17 protein-coding genes are annotated in these 20,236 nt (G+C 60.2%); 15 read left to right on the forward strand and 2 right to left on the reverse strand.

Annotation, left to right across the window (positions count from 1 at the left end; all coding sequences use genetic code 11):
• Positions 1-9: 9 nt before the first annotated feature.
• Entirely contained in the window at positions 10-327 is a 318-nt protein-coding gene (locus RMV17_RS25075) for a Rieske (2Fe-2S) protein (RefSeq protein WP_108226998.1), read from the forward strand.
• Here RMV17_RS25075 and sfsA read toward each other — a convergent pair.
• Positions 324-1,037, reverse strand: coding sequence for a DNA/RNA nuclease SfsA (gene sfsA, locus RMV17_RS25080; protein ID WP_034153894.1), 714 nt, complete (start codon positions 1,035-1,037; stop codon positions 324-326). The genes RMV17_RS25075 and sfsA overlap by 4 nt on opposite strands.
• A complete protein-coding gene (locus tag RMV17_RS25085; RefSeq protein WP_038369028.1) occupies positions 1,037-2,209 on the reverse strand; it encodes a pyridoxal phosphate-dependent aminotransferase in 1,173 nt (390 codons plus the stop codon). Before RMV17_RS25085 ends, sfsA begins: the two co-directional genes overlap by 1 nt.
• 334 nt (positions 2,210-2,543) lie before the next feature.
• Here RMV17_RS25085 and dksA point away from each other — a divergent pair, with 334 nt between their 5' ends.
• From dksA to RMV17_RS25155, 14 genes are all read left to right on the forward strand, one after another.
• On the forward strand, positions 2,544-2,987 hold the full coding sequence (gene dksA / locus RMV17_RS25090) for an RNA polymerase-binding protein DksA (RefSeq protein ID WP_034153892.1): 444 nt from the start codon (positions 2,544-2,546) through the stop codon (positions 2,985-2,987).
• Positions 2,988-3,129: 142 nt separating this feature from the next.
• Positions 3,130-4,026, forward strand: a complete 897-nt coding sequence (gene gluQRS, locus RMV17_RS25095) for a tRNA glutamyl-Q(34) synthetase GluQRS (protein WP_311883348.1) — start codon at positions 3,130-3,132, stop codon at positions 4,024-4,026.
• 77 nt (positions 4,027-4,103) lie between these two features.
• Entirely contained in the window at positions 4,104-4,280 is a 177-nt protein-coding gene (locus RMV17_RS25100) for a hypothetical protein (RefSeq protein WP_003176118.1), read from the forward strand.
• On the forward strand, positions 4,264-7,218 hold the full coding sequence (locus RMV17_RS25105; RefSeq protein ID WP_178087436.1) for a sensor histidine kinase: 2,955 nt from the start codon (positions 4,264-4,266) through the stop codon (positions 7,216-7,218). The genes RMV17_RS25100 and RMV17_RS25105 overlap by 17 nt, the downstream gene beginning before the upstream one ends.
• A 22-nt stretch (positions 7,219-7,240) precedes the next feature.
• Positions 7,241-8,677 (forward strand): sigma-54-dependent transcriptional regulator, encoded by a 1,437-nt coding sequence (locus RMV17_RS25110; RefSeq protein WP_034153889.1) that lies wholly within the window; start codon positions 7,241-7,243, stop codon positions 8,675-8,677.
• Between the two features lie 734 nt (positions 8,678-9,411).
• Positions 9,412-10,812 carry a polynucleotide adenylyltransferase PcnB gene (locus tag RMV17_RS25115; protein ID WP_034153888.1) on the forward strand — a complete coding sequence of 467 codons (1,401 nt, stop codon included), beginning with the start codon at positions 9,412-9,414 and terminating at the stop codon, positions 10,810-10,812.
• 4 nt (positions 10,813-10,816) lie between these two features.
• Entirely contained in the window at positions 10,817-11,302 is a 486-nt protein-coding gene (gene folK, locus RMV17_RS25120; RefSeq protein WP_108227002.1) for a 2-amino-4-hydroxy-6-hydroxymethyldihydropteridine diphosphokinase, read from the forward strand.
• A 393-nt stretch (positions 11,303-11,695) separates the two neighbouring features.
• The gene (panB, locus tag RMV17_RS25125) at positions 11,696-12,496 is read left to right on the forward strand and encodes a 3-methyl-2-oxobutanoate hydroxymethyltransferase (protein WP_034153886.1); all 801 of its coding nucleotides are present in this window, start codon (positions 11,696-11,698) and stop codon (positions 12,494-12,496) included.
• On the forward strand, positions 12,493-13,353 hold the full coding sequence (panC, locus tag RMV17_RS25130; protein WP_175553190.1) for a pantoate--beta-alanine ligase: 861 nt from the start codon (positions 12,493-12,495) through the stop codon (positions 13,351-13,353). The genes panB and panC overlap by 4 nt, the downstream gene beginning before the upstream one ends.
• 205 nt (positions 13,354-13,558) lie before the next feature.
• Positions 13,559-13,939, forward strand: coding sequence for an aspartate 1-decarboxylase (gene panD / locus RMV17_RS25135; protein ID WP_003205654.1), 381 nt, complete (start codon positions 13,559-13,561; stop codon positions 13,937-13,939).
• A gap of 231 nt (positions 13,940-14,170) precedes the next feature.
• Entirely contained in the window at positions 14,171-15,835 is a 1,665-nt protein-coding gene (gene pgi / locus RMV17_RS25140; protein ID WP_034153884.1) for a glucose-6-phosphate isomerase, read from the forward strand.
• Between the two features lie 311 nt (positions 15,836-16,146).
• On the forward strand, positions 16,147-18,084 hold the full coding sequence (gene acs, locus RMV17_RS25145) for an acetate--CoA ligase (RefSeq protein WP_311883361.1): 1,938 nt from the start codon (positions 16,147-16,149) through the stop codon (positions 18,082-18,084).
• Between the two features lie 51 nt (positions 18,085-18,135).
• Positions 18,136-19,008 (forward strand): oxygenase MpaB family protein, encoded by an 873-nt coding sequence (locus RMV17_RS25150; protein WP_311883363.1) that lies wholly within the window; start codon positions 18,136-18,138, stop codon positions 19,006-19,008.
• Positions 19,009-19,125: 117 nt separating this feature from the next.
• Complete coding sequence (locus RMV17_RS25155) at positions 19,126-20,142, forward strand: class I SAM-dependent methyltransferase (RefSeq protein ID WP_311883365.1); 1,017 nt, start codon at positions 19,126-19,128, stop codon at positions 20,140-20,142.
• Positions 20,143-20,236 lie beyond the last annotated feature (94 nt).

Here is a 20,236-nt window from a genome sequence, read left to right on the forward strand (position 1 = left end):
AGGATAGTCATGAAGCTTCTCTGCGCAGGCGCCGATCTGGCCGAAGCGAAAAGTCGTGGTTTCGAGATCGACGGTAAAAGGCTGTTTGCCGTGCGTCGCAATGGTCAGGCCTATGTCTACCTCAATCGCTGCCCGCACCGGGGCGTGGGCCTGGAATGGCAACCCGACCGGTTTCTCGACCCGAGCAACAGCCTGATCCAGTGCGCCACCCACGGCGCACTGTTTCTGATCGAGGACGGTGAATGCGTCGCCGGGCCTTGCGCCGGGCAAGCACTCACCGCCATTCCTTGCCGGGAAGATGCACAAGGGCTGTGGATCGATGTTTAGCCGTTAAGCAGCACGTCGAGACGCCGGTCGATGACCATTTCTTCATGGTCCAGTCGCACGCCATACGCCAGCACCTCAACGCCGCAGGCCACTGCTTCGAGAAGCGCATCGGCGTAAGCCGAATCGATTTCCTTCGCCGGCCGCACCGCTTCAATCCCGGTCAGATTGACGCAATACAACTGCACCGCCCGAATTCCGTCCCGCGCCAAATGTGCCAGCTCACGCAAATGCTTGGCGCCGCGCTGGGTCACGGCATCGGGAAACGCCGCCACTGCGGTGCCGTCGAAACCGAGGGTGACGCTTTTCACCTCTACATACGCCGGGCCACTGGGGTATTCGAGACGGAAGTCGATACGGCTCTTTTCCTGCCCGTACGCCACTTCACGTTTCAACGCGGTAAAGCCGTTCAACTCGCTGATGACGCCGGCCTGCAAAGCCTCCTCGACCAAACCGTTGGCCCGTGCGGTATTCACGCAAAACAACCGACCCTGCGGGGTTTCGCCAATTTCCCAAGTACCGGGCAATTTACGCTTGGGGTCATTTGAGCGACTGAACCAGACCTGCCCGCCTTCGACCTGACAGTTGAGCATCGAACCAGTGTTGGGGCAGTGAATGGTCAGCAACTCGCCGCCAACGGTTTCGATATCGGCGAGAAAACGCTTGTAACGACGGATCAGTCGCGCCTCTTCCAGAGGGGGATAAAAGCGCATCAGCCTTGCCAGCTCTTCAAGCCGCGGGCGATTCGCTCCACCGCTTCCTGTAAGCGCGGGAGGTTTTGCGTGTAAGCAAAACGCACATGGTGACTGGCCTGATAGCGACCGAAATCCAGACCCGGGGTGAACGCCACATGCTCGGTTTCGAGGAAATGTCGGCAGAACGCGAAGGCATCGCCGCCGAACTGGCTGATATCGGCGTAAAGATAGAACGCGCCTTCAGGCTCGACTGCGATGTTGAAACCCAGTTCACGTAACGCCGGCAGCAGGAAATCGCGACGACGGCCGAACTCGGCACGACGCTCTTCAAGAATCGCAATAGTGTCCGGTTCGAAACAGGCCAGTGCCGCATATTGCGCCATGCTTGGCGCGCTGATGTAGAGGTTCTGCGCGAGTTTCTCCAGCTCGCTGACCGCCGCATCCGGCGCCACCAGCCAGCCGAGACGCCACCCGGTCATGCCGAAATATTTGGAGAAGCTGTTCAGTACAAAAGCGCTGTCATCGACTTCCAGCACGCTGGCGGCATCGGTGCCGTAAGTCAGGCCGTGGTAGATCTCGTCTACCACCAGATGCCCGTGTCTGGCCTTGATAGCGGTGGATAACCCGGCCAGTTCATCGCGAGTCAGAATGGTGCCGGTCGGGTTGGCCGGCGAAGCCACCAACGCGCCAACACTGTCGTGATCCCAATGGCGCTCAACCAGATCCGGGGTCAGCTGGTAGCGCACGTCCGGCCCTACAGGAACAAGCTGCGCCGCGCCTTCGACCAACCGCAGGAAGTGCCGGTTGCACGGGTAGCCGGGATCCGCCAATAGCCAGTGCTTGCCGGGATCGACCAGCAACGCGCTGGCCAGCAACAGCGCACCGGAACCGCCCGGCGTGATCAGAATCCGCCGAGGATCGATGTTCAGTCCATACCGCGATTGATAAAACCCGGAAATCGCTTCGCGCAGTTCAGGAATGCCACGCGCAGCGGTGTAGCGGGTCTTGCCCGCCGTCAGCGCCGCCTGCCCGGCACGGATGATCGGCTCGGCGGTGGTGAAGTCCGGCTCGCCGATTTCCAGATGGATCACGTCGTGACCTTCAGCCTGCAATTCATTGGCCCGCGCCAGCAGCGCCATCACATGGAACGGTTCGATCGCACGACTGCGCGCACTGTAAGGCTGAGCCATTGGTTTTCCTTCGGCAGGGAAAAAGAGACGATTCTACCCATCTGCCGGAACGAGCGAGAACCCGCAGCGGTCACAGCCTCAAGAACGCTGGACTGTAACGATATGAGCGTACGCTCCAGGATTGACTAAAATCAGTGATTGAACAGGTCTTCAACACCACCAGACACGGCTTGCCAAACATTTGCAAGCGCCACCCGCCGGGGCCTCGACATCCGGGAGTAGCGCAGGCCGAATTGATCTGGTAAGTTCGCCCGCTTGCAGCCGCAGGGCCGGCAGGTGTCGGTGATGGAGCAATCCTGCGCAATGGATTACAAGAGTAGAGGCGGTCCATTTCATGCCCACCCAAGCAAAGCAACAGCAGCAAACGACGATCAGCGGTTTCGAACCTTACGTTCCGGCGAAAGGTGAAGAGTACATGGGCGCCCCGATGCGCGCGCACTTCACCAAGATCCTGAACAAGTGGAAACAGGACTTGATGCAGGAAGTCGACCGTACTGTTGATCACATGAAAGACGAAGCCGCGAACTTCCCTGACCCGGCCGACCGTGCCAGCCAGGAAGAAGAATTCGCCCTCGAGCTGCGCGCCCGCGACCGCGAGCGCAAGTTGATCAAGAAGATCGACAAGACGCTGGAGCTGATTCAGGACGAAGAGTACGGCTGGTGCGAGTCCTGCGGCATCGAGATCGGCGTCAAGCGCCTCGAAGCCCGCCCGACAGCGGATCTGTGCATCGACTGCAAGACCCTGGCGGAAATCAAGGAGAAGCAGGTCGGCAAGTAATCTCGACCTGAACCAAAAACGGAGCGTGCGAACGCTCCGTTTTTGTTTCTGCCTTTTGCCTTTGCCTTTTGCTCTTGTGGGAGCGAGCCTGCTCGCTCCCACAGGTTGACCTGCGTATAGCCTGAAAAGTAGTTTCGTCTTCATGACTGCCAAGACATCCCCCGCCTACATCGGCCGCTTCGCCCCCACCCCCAGTGGCCACCTGCACTTCGGTTCGCTGGTCGCTGCCCTCGCCTCTTACCTCGATGCGCGCTCGGTCGGCGGTCGCTGGCTGGTGCGCATGGAAGATCTCGATCCGCCGCGTGAAGAGCCCGGCGCGCAAACGGCGATTCTCAAGGCACTGGAAAGCTACGGCTTCGAATGGGACGGCGACATGGTGCGCCAGAGCGATCGACATGAGGCTTACGCCGACGTGCTCAACAGCCTGTTCAATCACGGCCTGGCCTATGCCTGCACTTGTTCGCGCAAACAACTGGAGCCGTATAACGGGATTTATCCGGGCCTGTGCCGCAATGCCGGCCACGATCAGCAGGACGCGGCGATCCGCCTGCGCGTGCCGGAACTGGAATACCACTTCATCGATCGTGTGCAGGGCGAATACCGCCAGCATCTGGGCCGCGACGTCGGCGATTTCGTGATCCGTCGCCGCGATGGCCTCTACGCCTACCAATTGGCGGTGGTACTCGACGATGCCTGGCAAGGCATCACCGACATCGTCCGTGGCGCCGACCTGCTCGACTCGACACCGCGTCAACTGTATCTGCAAGAATTGCTGGGTTTGCGTCAGCCGCGCTACCTGCATCTGCCGCTGATTACCCAACCGGACGGCAACAAGCTCGGCAAGTCCTACCGCTCGCCGCCGCTTGAAGCAGATCAAGCCACGCCATTGCTACTGCGAGCCTTGCGCGCCTTGGGGCAAAATCCCGGCGCCGAACTGGCCCACGCCTCGCCGCAAGAGTTACTCAAGTGGGGCTGCGCGCACTGGGATGCCAGCAAGATCCCGCGCACACTGACCCTGCCCGAAGCGCAACTGCTATGACGGTACTTGCAGTCGCGCGCCCATCCGTTACCATCGCCGCACGTTTTCGGGCACGCGCATAAAAAAGAGAGGCCGGGATGTACATCTATCGCTTGGTCCTGCTTCTAGTCGTGGGGATCTACCTGTTTTCCCCCGCCATCATGGATTGGTGGATCGACGCTACGGGCGCCTGGTATCGCCCCTATCTGCTCTGGCTGATCCTGATTGTCGTGACCTTCATCCTGCAGAGCCAAAAAGATGCCGATGAGCTTTAGCCTGACCCAGATGATCCTGATCAGCGCCGCGTACCTGGCGGTGCTGTTCGGTGTTGCCTGGATCAGCGAACGGGGCATGATCCCGCGCGCGATCATTCGCCACCCGCTGACCTACACCCTGTCGCTGGGGGTTTACGCCAGTGCCTGGGCGTTCTACGGCACGGTCGGCCTCGCGTATCAGTACGGTTACGGCTTTCTGTCCAGCTATCTCGGCGTGTCGGGCGCGTTTCTGCTGGCGCCGGTGTTGCTCTATCCGATCCTGAAAATCACCCGCACCTACCAACTGTCATCCCTGGCAGACTTGTTTGCGTTCCGCTTTCGCAGCACCTGGGCGGGCGCGCTGACCACGATTTTCATGCTGATCGGCGTTTTACCGCTGCTGGCGTTGCAGATTCAGGCGGTGGCCGACTCCATCGGCATTCTGACCGGCGAGCCGATCCAGAGTCGCGTGGCGCTGGCGTTCTGTGCGCTGATCATCCTGTTCACGATTTTCTTCGGTTCACGCCACATTGCCACCCGCGAGAAGCACGAAGGCCTGGTGTTCGCGATTGCTTTTGAATCGGTGATCAAACTGGTTGCCCTCGGCGGCGTCGGTTTGTATGCGCTGTACGGCGTATTCGACGGCCCGCAGCAACTTGAACTGTGGCTGCTGCAGAACCAGACCGCCCTCGCCGCCCTGCACACGCCATTGCAGGAAGGCCCGTGGCGCACGCTGCTGTTGGTGTTTTTCGCCTCGGCGATCGTGATGCCGCACATGTATCACATGACGTTTACCGAGAACCTCAACCCGCGCTCACTGGTCAGCGCGAGTTGGGGCTTACCGCTGTTCCTGCTGCTGATGAGCCTGGCAGTGCCGCTGATCCTCTGGGCCGGCCTGAAGCTCGGCGCCACGACCAATCCGGAGTACTTCACCCTCGGCATCGGCATCGCCGCCAACAGCAAACCGCTGGCGTTGCTCGCCTATGTCGGCGGTCTTTCAGCGGCCAGCGGCCTGATAATCGTCACCACCCTGGCGCTGTCAGGCATGGCGCTGAACCATCTGGTGCTGCCGCTCTATCAGCCGCCGGCCGAAGGCAATATCTACCGCTGGCTGAAGTGGACCCGCCGCGCGCTAATCGTCGCAATCATCATGGCCGGTTTCGGTTTCTACCTGATGCTCGGCGCCGAACAGGATCTGGCCAACCTCGGCATCGTCGCGTTTGTGGCCACTCTGCAATTTCTGCCCGGCGTATTGTCCGTGCTGTATTGGCCGACCGCTAACCGCCGTGGCTTTATCGCTGGTCTGCTGGCGGGGATCCTGGTCTGGGTGGTGACCATGCTGTTGCCGCTGGTCGGCAATCTGCAGGGTTTCTACATTCCGCTGCTGAACATGATTTACGTGCTCGACGACACCAGCTGGCACATGGCGGCCATCGCCTCGCTCGCCGCCAACGTCTTGATGTTCACCCTGATCTCGTTGTTCACCAACGCCAGCCCCGAAGAAGCCAGCGCCGCCGAAGCCTGCGCTGTGGATAACGTTCGTCGCCCGCAACGGCGCGAACTGCACGCCGCTTCACCACAGGAGTTCGCCACACAACTGGCGAAACCGTTGGGCGCCAAGGCTGCGCAGAAAGAAGTCGAGCAAGCGCTGCGTGATCTTTATCTGCCGTTCGACGAACGCCGCCCGTACGCCTTGCGTCGTTTGCGCGACCGCATCGAAGCCAACCTCTCCGGCCTGATGGGCCCGAGCGTGGCGCAAGACATGGTGGAAACCTTCCTGCCGTACAAGGCCGGCGGCGAAAACTATGTGACCGAAGACATTCACTTCATCGAAAGCCGCCTCGAGGATTACCACTCACGCCTCACAGGTCTTGCCGCTGAACTCGATGCGCTACGCCGATACCACCGCCAGACCTTGCAGGAACTGCCGATGGGCGTCTGCTCGCTGGCCAAGGATCAAGAGATCCTGATGTGGAACAAGGCCATGGAAGAACTCACCGGGATCGCCGCGCAACGCGTGGTCGGTTCGCGTTTGAGCACCATCGGCGAGCCGTGGAAGGAATTGCTGCAGGGTTTCATCAATCTGCCCGACGAGCATTTGCACAAACAGCATCTGGCCCTCGACGGCCAGACTCGCTGGCTGAATCTGCACAAAGCGGCAATTGATGAGCCGTTGGCGCCGGGTAACAGTGGTCTGGTGTTACTGGTCGAAGATTTGACCGAAACACAGATGCTCGAAGACAAACTGGTGCACTCGGAACGCCTGGCCAGCATTGGTCGCCTTGCGGCCGGTGTGGCCCACGAAATCGGCAACCCGATCACCGGCATCGCCTGTCTGGCGCAAAACCTGCGCGAAGAACGTGAAGACGACGGCGAGCTGACGGAAATCAGCGGACAGATTCTCGAACAGACCAAACGCGTGTCACGCATCGTCCAGTCGTTGATGAGTTTCGCCCATGCCGGCAGCCATCAGCACAGTGACGAGCCCGTTTGTCTGGCCGAAGTGGCGCAGGATGCGATTGGCCTGCTGGCGCTGAACCGACGCAATTTCGAAGTGCAGTTCTACAACCTGTGCGATCCCGATCACTGGGTCGAAGGCGATCCGCAGCGACTCGCTCAGGTGCTGATCAATCTGCTCTCCAACGCCCGCGACGCCTCGCCGCCGCACAGTGCGGTACGGGTCAAGAGCGAAGCCGGCGAACACACGGTCGATCTGATCGTCGAAGACGAAGGCAGCGGTATTCCGAAGAACATCATGGATAGATTGTTCGAACCCTTCTTCACCACCAAGGATCCTGGCGAAGGCACCGGTCTGGGCCTTGCACTGGTCTATTCCATCGTTGAAGAGCATTATGGACAAATCACCATCGACAGCCCGGCTGATGTACAAAGCCAACGCGGCACCCGTATCCGGGTGACCTTACCGCGTCATGTCGAAGCGACGTCCGCTGTGAACTGAGACCGTCGAGAGTATCGAATCAATGCCGCACATTTTGATCGTCGAAGACGAAACAATTATCCGCTCCGCCTTGCGCCGCCTGCTGGAACGCAACCAGTACCAGGTCAGCGAAGCCGGTTCAGTGCAGGAAGCACAAGAACGCTTCACCATTCCTACGTTCGATCTGATCGTCAGCGATCTGCGCTTGCCGGGCGCGCCGGGCACCGAGCTGATCAAGCTCGGCCAGGGCACCCCGGTGCTGATCATGACCAGCTACGCCAGCCTGCGCTCGGCGGTCGACTCGATGAAGATGGGCGCGGTGGATTACATCGCCAAGCCTTTCGACCACGATGAAATGCTTCAGGCTGTCGCGCGGATCCTGCGTGATCGTCAATCGGCTCCTGCTGCCGGCGAGCCCGTTGCCGTGAAAACGACCAACGGCAGCGGCAAATCCGCGGTCGACAACAGCAACGGCGAGATCGGCATCATCGGTTCCTGCCCACCGATGCAGGATCTGTACAGCAAGATCCGCAAAGTCGCGCCGACTGATTCCAATGTATTGATCCAGGGCGAGTCCGGCACCGGTAAAGAACTGGTGGCCCGCGCCCTGCACAACCTGTCGAAACGCGCCAAGGCGCCGATGATCTCGGTGAACTGCGCGGCCATTCCGGAAAGCCTGATCGAGTCCGAATTGTTCGGCCACGAGAAAGGCGCATTCACCGGTGCCAGCGCTGGTCGTGCCGGTCTGGTTGAAGCGGCGGACGGCGGCACGCTGTTCCTCGACGAAATCGGTGAGCTGCCACTGGAAGCTCAGGCCCGCCTGCTGCGCGTGTTGCAGGAAGGCGAGATCCGCCGTGTGGGTTCGGTGCAGTCGCAGAAAGTCGATGTGCGCCTGATCGCGGCGACTCACCGCGACCTGAAGAGCCTGGCGAAAATCGGCCAGTTCCGTGAAGACCTTTATTACCGTCTGCACGTGATCGCGCTGAAACTGCCGGCCCTGCGCGAGCGCGGTGCCGACGTCAACGAAATCGCTACTGCCTTCCTCGCTCGCCAAAGTGCGCGCATCAACCGTACCGACCTGAAATTTGCCGCGGATGCCGAACAGGCGATCCGGCATTATTCCTGGCCGGGTAACGTGCGTGAGCTGGAGAACGCAGTCGAGCGCGCGGTGATTCTGAGCGAAAGTCCGGAAATCTCCGCCGACCTGCTGGGCATCGACATCGAGTTGAGCGATCTGGAAGACGACGAGTTCATCGGTCTGCCGCCACAAACGCCGGGTAACGCCAGCAACAGCAGCCACGAGCCGACCGAAGACCTGTCGCTGGAAGATTACTTCCAGCACTTCGTTCTCGAGCATCAGGACCACATGACCGAGACCGAACTGGCGCGCAAACTGGGCGTCAGCCGTAAATGCCTGTGGGAGCGCCGTCAGCGTCTGGGCATTCCACGGCGCAAGACCGGGGTCGCCAGCGAGAGCTGAACGTTACCTGTCGAGTGTGCGGGTAACGCTTGAAGATGTGAAAAAACTGTTACCTCAGTCCTTTCACGTAACAGAAGCCGGGGTTATCGGTAACGAAACCCCGGCTTTTTTTCGCCCCGACAAAACGGTTATATCGACCTAACCCCTTGTTTTATTGGGTTTGGCAAAAGTTGGCACGCCCCCTGCTATATGTTTGGTACAAGAACAATAACAAGCAATGCACAAGACAATAAAAATAAGACGAATCGACTCACGCACAATAAAAACAAGACGGCGAGAGGCGCAGCTAACTGATTCTTTTGGAGAGGCGTTGTATTTGGGGCTTGCCCCACGACCAGGCCGAGAACAACAAAAACTGTCCTAAGACAGAGCCTGTACTGGTTGGATCGATAGATCACTGCAATTCAGCGACCAAAGCAATCCGTTTGCTCTTGGCTCCCGATTGGGAGGGTCCCGAAGGAAACACTTCGTGGCGAGGGCACTCAACAAAAACAAGAAGCCCGAATCAATAATAAAAAGAGCACGCAACTACTTCTTGGGGAGCTTCGGCTCCCCTTGTAGTTTCTCCCGTCTGTAAAAAACTCCCTGCTTTACCCCGCTTCACCCTTGTAGCTTGCGGCTTTCAGCTCGAAACTGCTGTCTCCTACACCATCCCCCGACTAAATGCTAGAATCTGCGCCCATCATGCGGTCATTCTTTGGTATGGCCGAACATTCCTTCAAACAGTGCATCCCATGCTGAAGAAGTTGTTCCAGTCATTCCGAACTCCCGTGCGTCGTACGCAACACATCCGCAGCACCCCTGAAGTGCTCAACAGCGGTCAACATTCGCTGCAGAAAACGCAGTTCAGCCGCTATGCGGTGAATATCGTCGAACGCCTGCAAGGTGCCGGTTACCAGGCTTATCTGGTCGGCGGTTGCGTGCGTGACATGCTGCTGGGCATCACGCCCAAGGATTTCGACGTCGCCACCAGTGCCACGCCTGAACAGGTCCGTGCCGAATTCCGCAATGCGCGGATCATCGGTCGTCGCTTCAAACTGGTGCACATCCATTTCGGTCGCGAAATCATTGAAGTCGCGACCTTCCGCGCCAACCACCCGCAAAACGAAGACGACGAGGACAGCAATCAGTCTTCGCGTAACGAGAGCGGGCGGATTCTGCGCGACAACGTTTACGGCACCCTGGAAGAAGACGCGCAACGCCGCGACTTCACCATCAACGCCCTGTATTACGATCCGGTCAGCGAGCGCATCCTCGATTACGCCAATGGCGTACACGACATCCGCAATCATCTGATCCGCCTGATCGGCGATCCGAAGCAGCGTTATCAGGAAGACCCGGTGCGCATGCTGCGGGCCGTGCGTTTCGCCGCCAAGCTCAACTTCGGCATCGAGAAGCACACCGTGCAGCCGATCCGTGAACTGGCACCGATGCTGCGCGAGATCCCGTCGGCGCGACTGTTCGAAGAAGTGCTCAAGCTGTTCCTCTCGGGCCACGGCGCGATCACCTTCGAAATGCTGGTCGACCTGCAACTGTTCGCCCCGCTGTTCCCGGCCAGTGCCGATGCGCTGGAACATAACCCGGAATACACCCACACGCTGATCAGCGAAGCGCTGACCAACACCGACCTGCGCATCAAGCAGAACAAACCGGTGACCCCGGCGTTCCTGTTTGCCGCGCTGTTGTGGCCAGCCCTGCCGGCCCGCGTATTGCGCCTGCAAGAACGTGGCATGCCGCCGATCCCGGCAATGCAGGAAGGCGCTCACGAACTGATCGCCGAACAGTGCCAGCGCATTGCGATTCCGAAACGCTTCACCATGCCGATCCGCGAAATCTGGGACATGCAGGAGCGCTTGCCACGCCGCAGCGGTAAACGTGCCGACCTGTTGCTGGACAACCCGCGCTTCCGCGCCGGTTACGACTTCCTGCTGCTGCGTGAAAGCGCAGGCGAGGAGACCGATGGCCTGGGCGAATGGTGGACCGACTATCAGGACGCCAACGACAGCGAGCGTCGCGACATGATTCGCGACCTCAGCGGCAAGGGTGATGACGCCAGTGGCGCCCCGCGCAAACGTCGCCGCAGCAGCGGTTCCAAGCGCAAACGCGCCAGCGCCCCGAGTGCTACAGGCGAGTAAAGGCATGGAACGCATCTACATCGGCATGGGCAGCAACCTCGCTGACCCGGCCGAACAGTTGCGCAGCGCCGTCGAGGCGCTGGGGCAATTGCCGCAGACTACACTCGCTGGCGTTTCCGCCTTCTATCAAAGCGACTCGTTGCTGCCGGGCCAACCGCGTTACACCAACGCGGTCGCGGCGCTCGACAGCGCGCTCGACCCTCTGCAAATGCTCGATGCGTTACAGGCGATCGAGAATGATCAGGGGCGCGAACGCCTCGAACGCTGGGGCCCGCGCACGCTGGATCTGGACATCCTGCTGTTCGGTGATCGACTGATCGATGAGCCACGCCTGAAAGTCCCGCACTACCAGATTCAGGAACGCGCGTTCGTGCTCTATCCCCTTGCCGAACTGGCCCCGCAGGATCTGCGTCTGGCCGATGGCCGCAGCCTCTCCGACCTGCTGGCAGCCTGCCCGTTCGTCGGCCTGGAACGCCTCCCCCACGCCTGACACAAATCCGCCCTTTGTAGGAGCTGCGGAACGCTGCGATCTTTTGATCTTCAAAATCAGGATCAAAAGATCGCAGCGTTCCGCAGCTCCTACAGGGAATTGCGTTTTACCTTCAGGATTTTGTCGGACAAAAAGCCGCCGAATCAGCCCCGCCGCGCCGCTGAATCGCATCAGTAACGCCGGTAACACTCCCCTCGTAACAATGCGGTAACACACGCAATTGACTTCCTGTTGGCTCATCACGACTATAGGCGTCCCGCTGCCGCCAACCCGGCACATACGGGCGCAATCCAGGCCTTATAAGCACGACAAAAGAGCGTGCGCCTGAGTAGATGAAGAATCACGCGCGTTACTCGCAGTAGTTTCCAGAGCGCCTGAACGAGGATTTTTTACATGCCAGCCATCACCCTGACCACGCTCCAGAGCCTCAAGCAGAAAGGTGAAAAGATCACCATGCTGACCTGCTATGACGCGACCTTCGCCCACGCCTGCAACGAGGCTGGTGTCGAAGTGCTGCTGGTGGGCGACTCCCTCGGCATGGTCCTGCAAGGTCACGACAGCACCCTGCCGGTGACCACCGCAGAAATGGCCTACCACACCGCCTGCGTCAAACGCGGCAACACCGATGCCCTGATCCTCGCCGACCTGCCGTTCATGGCCAACGCCACCCTCGAACAAACCCTGAGCAACAGCGCCATGCTGATGCAGGCCGGTGCGCACATGATCAAAGTCGAAGGTCAGTTGTGGCTCGCCGAGTCGATTCGTCTGCTCGCCGAGCGCGGTGTGCCGGTGTGCGCGCACATGGGCCTGACCCCGCAAGCGGTGAACATTCTTGGCGGTTATAAAGTGCAGGGACGCAACGAGAACCAGGCGCGGCAGATGCGTGCCGACGCGATCTCGCTGGAACAGGCCGGCGCGGCGATGCTGCTGCTCGAATGCGTACCGAGCGAACTGGCCGCTGAAATCAGCCAGGCCGTGAAGATCCCGGTCATCGGTATTGGTGCCGGTAACGCCACCGACGGCCAAGTACTGGTGCTGCACGACATGCTCGGCCTGTCGATCACTGGCCGCGTGCCGAAGTTCGTCAAGAACTTCATGCACGGTCAGGACAGCATCCAGTCCGCGCTGAAGGCTTATGTCAACGAAGTCAAAGCCACCACGTTCCCTGGCATCGAACACGGATTCTCTGCATGAACACCGTTAAAACCGTACGCGAACTGCGCGCCGCTGTAGCCCGCGCCCGCAGCGAAGGCAAGCGCATCGGCTTCGTGCCGACCATGGGCAACCTGCACAGCGGCCACGTCGCGCTGATCACCAAAGCCACCCAACGGGTGGATTTCGTGGTCGCGAGCATTTTCGTCAACCCGCTGCAATTCGGCGCCGGCGAAGACCTCGATAAATACCCACGCACGTTGGCGGCGGACCAGGAAAAGCTCCTTGAAGCCGGTTGCTCCCTGCTCTTCGCGCCAACTGTCGAAGAAATGTACCCCGACGGCATGGCCGGGCAGACTCGGGTCAGCGTGCCGCAATTGTCCGAAGGCCTCTGCGGCGCCAGCCGTCCGGGGCACTTCGAAGGCGTGGCGACCGTGGTCAGCAAGCTGTTCAACATGGTCCAGCCGGATCTGGCGATTTTCGGTCAGAAGGATTACCAGCAGCTGGCGGTGATCCGCGCGCTGGTGCATGACCTGAACATGCCGATCCAGATCATCGGCGAGCCGACTGTTCGCGCCGCCGATGGCTTGGCGCTGTCGTCGCGCAATGGCTTCCTCAACGAGGAACAGCGCGCGGTGGCTCCGGTGGTCTATCGCTCGCTGAGCAACATTGCCGAATCGATCAAGCAAGGTGAACGGGATTTCCCGGCGCTGATCAGTGCCCAGGTGCAGCAGCTGGAAGCGGCGGGCCTGCGTCCGGATTACCTGGAAATCCGCCATGCGCTGACCTTGCGTCCGGCAACGGCTGAAGACCGTGATCTGGTGATTCTGGTGGCGGCGTTCCTCGGCACTACGCGGTTGATCGACAACCTGCACCTGAATCTCGATACGCCGGTTTAAGCCTCACCGATAACCTGTGGGAGTGAGCTTGCTCACGAATGCAATCTGTCAGCTGACGTAAATATCGACTGACACGACGCCTTCGCGAGCAAGCTCGCTCCCACAGGTTTTTTTGTGTTTTAAAGATCTGGTTTCAGCCATATTGCCGCCCTCAAAGCCTTCGGGCACACTGCCCGCCGTTCGATTTCAACCCGGGAAAACCCTCATGCACGCGATCATGCTCAAGGCCAAACTGCACCGCGCCGAAGTCACTCATGCGGTGCTCGATTACGAAGGTTCGTGCGCCATCGATGGCGAGTGGCTGGACTTGTCCGGCATCCGTGAATACGAGCAGATCCAGATTTATAACGTCGACAATGGTGAGCGTTTCACCACCTACGCGATTCGCGGTGAAGAAGGCTCGCGGATGATCTCCGTCAACGGCGCCGCTGCGCACAAGGCCAAGGTCGGCGACCGCGTGATCATTTGTGCCTACGCCCATTACAGCGAAGCCGAGCTGGTCAATTTCAAGCCGCGCATGCTCTACATGGCGCCCGGCAACGAGCTGAGCCACACCAGCAACGCCATCCCGGTTCAGCTCGCCTGATCGCGAAATCGCCCCGCTTCCCCTCCGTTTGTCGGCCAGTTCCCGGTCTTGATGTTAAAAAAGTACAGGGATCTGGTCAGACAAAGTCAAGACAGAACGCAGCGCGAGGTTTACTGTATTCGCCCTGTGTCCAGAAATCGTGTCGACGCAGTTGATCCCGTGCCCAAACATGGCGTGCCGGGTCTGTTCAGTGTTCAAAAGGCCGTTCAAGTAAAAAGGAAAACCGCAGCGATGGCGTATTACCTCACTCCTCAAGACGTTACCGCTCTGCCCGCCTGGCAAGCGTTGAAAGAACACCGCCAAGCCATGCAGGATTTCAGCATGCGCGAAGCCTTCAACGCCGATCCGCAGCGCTTCAACCAGTTCACCCTCAGCAGCTGCGGACTGTTTCTCGATTATTCGAAGAATTTGATCAACGCCCAGACCCGCAACCTGCTGGTCGGTCTGGCCAATGAAGTCGATCTCAAAGGCGCCATCAAAGCGCTGTTTGAAGGCGAAATCGTCAACACGTCCGAAGGCCGCCCGGCGCTGCACACCGCCCTGCGCCGCCCGGTAGGCGACAAGCTGTCGGTCAATGGCGTCAACGTGATGCCGGAAGTCCATAAGGTCCTGAACCAGATCACCGACCTGGTCGGCCGCATTCACGACGGTCTGTGGCGCGGTTACACCGAGAAGCCGATCACCGACGTGGTGAACATCGGCATCGGCGGCTCGTTCCTCGGCCCTGAGCTGGTCTCCGAAGCACTGCTGTCGTACGCGCAGAAAGGCGTGCGTTGCCACTATCTGGCGAACATCGACGGCAGTGAGTTCCACGAGCTGACGCAGAAACTGCGCGCCGAGACCACGCTGTTCATCGTTTCGTCGAAGTCGTTCAACACCCTCGAAACCCTGAAGAACGCTCAAGCTGCGCGCGCCTGGTACCTGGCGCAGGGCGGTTCGGAAGCCGAGCTGTATCGTCACTTCATCGCCGTATCGAGCAACAACGCTGCTGCCGTAGCGTTCGGTATCCGCGAAGAAAACATTTTCCCGATGTGGGACTGGGTCGGCGGTCGTTATTCGCTGTGGTCGGCGATCGGTTTGCCGATTGCCCTGGCCATCGGCATGTCCAACTTCAAGGAACTGCTGTCCGGCGCCTACACCATGGACCAGCATTTCCAGACTGCGCCGTTCGAACAGAACATGCCGGTGCTGCTGGCCCTGCTCGGCGTGTGGTACGGCAACTTCTGGGGCGCGCAAAGCCACGCGATCCTGCCGTACGACCACTACCTGCGCAACATCACCAAACACTTGCAACAGCTGGACATGGAATCCAACGGCAAGAGCGTGCGTCAGGACGGCACGCCGGTGTCGACCGATACCGGTCCGGTGATCTGGGGCGGCGTCGGCTGCAACGGTCAGCACGCGTACCACCAGTTGCTGCATCAAGGTTCGCAACTGATCCCGGCCGACTTCATCGTGCCGATCGTCAGCTTCAACCCGGTTTCCGACCACCATCAGTGGCTGTACGCCAACTGCCTGTCGCAGAGCCAGGCGCTGATGCTCGGCAAGACCTTGCCGGAAGCCGAGCAGGAACTGCGCGACAAGGGCATGAGCGAAGAAGAAGTGCACAAACTCGCGCCGCACAAGGTGATCCCGGGCAACCGTCCGAGCAACACCATCGTGGTTGAACGCATCAGCCCGCGTCGTCTCGGCGCGCTGGTGGCAATGTATGAACATAAAGTGTTCGTACAAAGCGTGGTCTGGGGCATCAACGCCTTCGACCAATGGGGCGTGGAACTGGGCAAGGAACTGGGCAAAGGCGTTTACAACCGCCTGGTCGGCAGCGATGAAACCACCGCTGACGATCCTTCCACTCAGGGCCTGATCAACTACTTCCGTGGTCGTCACCGCGGTTGATCAGTCGCTTGATAGAGAGCCCCTGAAGTTCAGGGGCTTTTTTTCGTCTGGCGTTTGGCGTGGATTTCGCGGTGACTGCCAAATCGTTTCCCCCTCACCCCAGCCCTCTCCCCCAGGGGCGAGGGGGAAAGGGAGCCGATTTTCGCGTTTTTCAGTACTTGAGTTCGACTCAGGAATTTCAAGTCGATGTATCAAGCCCCTCACCCTAACCCTCTCCCTTTGGGAGAGGGTTAGGGTGAGGGACGCCCTTGAACCCTTGCCCCCATCGGCGCATCTTTATCCTTGTCGCACCACAAGAATAAGGAACCGTCATGTTCGATATCAGCACGTTCCCCAAAGCCGATGCCGTCCGCCGGGCTGCGCAATTAACTCAGGATGACTACCGGCGCCTGTACCGCGAATCCATTGAACACCCCACAGCCTTCTGGGCCGAACAGGCCACGCGTTTCCTCGACTGGAGCACGCCGTGGCAGACCGTTCAGCGCTACGACCTGAAAACCGGTGAAGCCGCCTGGTTTGCCGGGGGCAGACTGAACGTCAGTTACAACTGCATCGACCGCCACCTGGAAAAGCGCGGCGATCAGACTGCGTTGCTCTGGGAAGGCGACGACCCGGCCGAATCGGCACAAATCACTTATAAAAAACTCCATCACCACGTCTGCCGCCTGGCCAACGTGCTGAAAAGCCGTGGCGTGAAGAAAGGCGACCGGGTGTGCATCTACATGCCGATGATCCCCGAAGCCGCTTACGCCATGCTTGCCTGTGCACGAATCGGTGCGATCCATTCGGTGGTATTTGGCGGCTTCTCTCCGGATTCTCTGCGAGACCGCATTCTCGATGCCGACTGCCGCACGGTGATCACTGCTGACGAAGGCGTACGAGGCGGCAAGTTCGTGCCGCTGAAACAGAATGTCGACAAAGCGCTACAGAGTTGCCCGGACGTCAGCACCGTCGTGGTGGTCGAGCGCAGCCAAGGTAACGTCGATTGGGTCGAGGGTCGTGATCTCTGGTATCACCAGGCTGTACGCGATGTCAGCGACGATTGCCCACCGGAGCCGATGGACGCCGAAGACCCGTTGTTCATCCTCTACACCTCCGGCAGCACCGGCAAACCCAAAGGCGTGCTGCACACCACCGGCGGCTATTTGCTGCAAGCGGCGATGACCTTCAAGTACGTGCTCGACTACCGCGACGGCGAAGTGTTTTGGTGCACCGCCGATGTCGGTTGGGTCACCGGCCACAGCTACATCGTCTACGGCCCGCTGGCCAACGGCGCGACCACATTGATGTTCGAGGGCGTGCCGAGCTACCCGAGCAGTTCACGCTTCTGGCAGGTCATTGATAAACACAAGGTCAATATTTTCTACACCGCGCCGACTGCTCTGCGCGCGTTAATGCGCGAAGGCGCCGAGCCGTTGAAGGAAACCTCGCGCGCCAGCCTCAGATTGCTCGGCAGCGTCGGTGAGCCGATCAACCCGGAAGCGTGGGAATGGTATTTCAACGTCGTAGGAGAACAGCGCTGCCCGATTGTCGACACTTGGTGGCAGACCGAAACCGGCGGCATCATGCTCAGCCCGCTGGTCAGCGCACAGCGGATCAAACCGGGCTGCGCCACACAACCCATGTTCGGCGTGCAACCGGTGCTGCTCGATGAACACGGCAAGGAAATCAAAGGCGCCGGCAGTGGCGTGCTGGCAATCAAATCGAGTTGGCCGGCGCAGATCCGCAGCGTCTATGGCGACCCGCAACGAATGGTCGACACCTATTTCAAACCCTACCCCGGCTACTACTTCACCGGCGACGGCGCACGCCGCGATGAGGACGGCGATTACTGGATCACCGGGCGCATCGACGACGTGATCAACGTCTCCGGTCACCGCATCGGTACCGCCGAAGTGGAAAGTGCACTGGTGCTGCACGACAGCATCGCCGAAGCCGCCGTGGTCGGTTACCCGCATGACGTCAAAGGTCAGGGCATCTACGCCTTCGTCACGCCCATGAACGGCACCGAGCCGAATGATGAACTGAAGAAAGAACTGCTCGCCCACGTCAGCAAGGAAATCGGCAGCTTCGCCAAACCGGACCTGATCCAGTGGGCGCCAGCCTTGCCGAAAACCCGTTCAGGCAAGATCATGCGGCGCATTCTGCGCAAGATCGCCTGCAACGAACTCGACAGCCTCGGTGACACCTCGACCCTGGCCGACCCGAGTGTGGTGCAAGGCCTGATCGACACGCGCCTCAATCAGTAACATCCCGGGTGCGGTTCATCGACCGCGCCCGCCCTTCTTCACTGAGTGCTCATGGAATTTATCCGCAGTCGCATTGAACACCAGCTCATGAGCCTGACCGGGCTGTCGCTCGGTCAGCTCGACCTGGAAAACCCCAAGGGCGATCCCGGCCTGTTCGGCCCGGATTCGGTCAGTTGGCAAGTGCACGGCGACTTCAGCAGCATGCTGATCGGCGGCATCAGTGCGCTGTTGCTGCAAGCCTTGCACCCGCTGGCGTTGGCCGGGGTCTGGGATCATTCGAATTTCCGTGAAGACATGCTTGGCCGTCTGCGGCGCACCAGCCAGTTTGTTTCCGGCACCACGTTCGGCTCGCGAAAGGACGCCGACTGGCTGATCGAGAAAGTGCGCACCATTCACCTGCAAGTGGTCGGCACTGCGCCGGATGGTCGGCCATACGCGGCGAGCGATCCGGATTTGCTGACATGGGTACACGTGGCCGAGGTCAGTAACTTTCTTGCGGCACATTTGCGCTATCGCAATCCGCAATTGTCCGGAGCGGATCAGGATCGTTATTACGCGGAAATTGCCGTGATTGCCGAACGCCTCGGCGCGCGGGATGTGCCGAAATCGCGGCAAGCCGTGGCTGATTACCTGCAACGCATGCGCCCGCAGTTGCTGTGCGATGAGCGCAGCCGTGAGGTTTTGCGCTTGCTGCTCGACGCACCGGCACCCAGCGTTCTGGCCCGGCCGTTTGGTGATCTGATGATGAAGGCCGGTATCGACCTGTTGCCGGAGTGGGCCAGCGCCATGCTTGATGTGCGACAGAGTTCGCTGCAACGCCAACTGATTCGTGCCAGCGTCCGGCGCAGCGCACCGATGCTGCGCTGGGCGATGCGCAATGGCTCAGTGCAACGGGCCAAACGCCGGATGGGGCTGCTTCGCTGACGCTCAGAGCTGCAAGCTGCAAGCTGCAAGTTTTGAGCTTGAGGCTTGAAGCTTGGAGCTTGCAGCTCAGTAACTGCTAAACTCCCGCGCCCCCATTCTCTCCAGCAAGGCGCCCGCATGTCTTCCTTGAATCAGGCGCTGCGCGCCGCCCTCGATCAACGCCAGGACTTGCTCGCAGAGCTGCACCGCCAGGGCACCGATTGCTATCGGCTGTTCCATGGCAGCCAGGAAGGCGCTGGCGGCCTGACCATCGACCGCTACGGCCCGCAACTGTTGGTGCAGAGCTTTCACCAGACGCTGGAGCGTGAGGACTTGCTGCAACTGCACGCCATGGTCAATCAAACCCTGGGCCAGGACACCTTGCTGGTCTACAACGACCGCTCCCGTGGCAACTCGCGCATTGACCGCGAAGACAGCGTCTATAAGGCTGACGAGGCGGCGCTGGCCGATCTGGTCGGTCACGAATGGGGTCTGAACTACCGTGTGCGCGGCCGCCATGCCGGGCAGGATCCGCTGCTGTTCCTCGACCTGCGCAACACGCGCGGCTGGGTCAAGGATCACGCCAAGGGCAAATCCGTGCTCAACCTGTTTGCCTACACCTGCGGCGTCGGCCTCAGTGCGGCTGCCGGTGGCGCGCGAGAAGTGTGCAACCTGGATTTCGCCGAAGGCAATCTGGCGGTCGGTCGCGAAAACGGTCTGCTCAACCCGCAGTTGCCCGAGATGCAGTTCATTCAGTCGGACTACTTCCCGGCCATCCGCCAACTCGCCGGCCTGCCGATCAGCCAGCGCCGCGGGCAGAAACTGCCGAGCTACCAGCGCCTCGAACAGCGTCAGTACGATCTGGTCCTGCTCGATCCGCCCGCCTGGGCCAAGAGCGCATTCGGCACCGTCGACCTGCTGCGCGACTATCAGAGCCTGCTCAAACCGGCCCTGCTGACCACCGCCGACAACGGCGTGCTGATCTGCTGCAACAACCTGGCGAAAGTCAGCATGGATGACTGGCGCGAGCAGGTGCTGCGCTGCGCCGAGAAGGCCGGGCGACCGGTACGTGAGTGGAGCGTGATGACACCGGGCGCCGACTTCCCGTCCATGGACCAGCAGCCGCCGCTGAAAACCCTGATCCTGCAGCTATAAACACCCCTGTGGGAGCTGGCTTGCCAGCGATTGCGGTGGGTCAGTCAACAAAGTCGTCGACTGGTGTGTCCTCATCGCTGGCAAGCCAGCTCCC

The organism is Pseudomonas sp. VD-NE ins, from assembly GCF_031882575.1.
GTDB lineage: Bacteria > Pseudomonadota > Gammaproteobacteria > Pseudomonadales > Pseudomonadaceae > Aquipseudomonas > Aquipseudomonas fluorescens_BZ.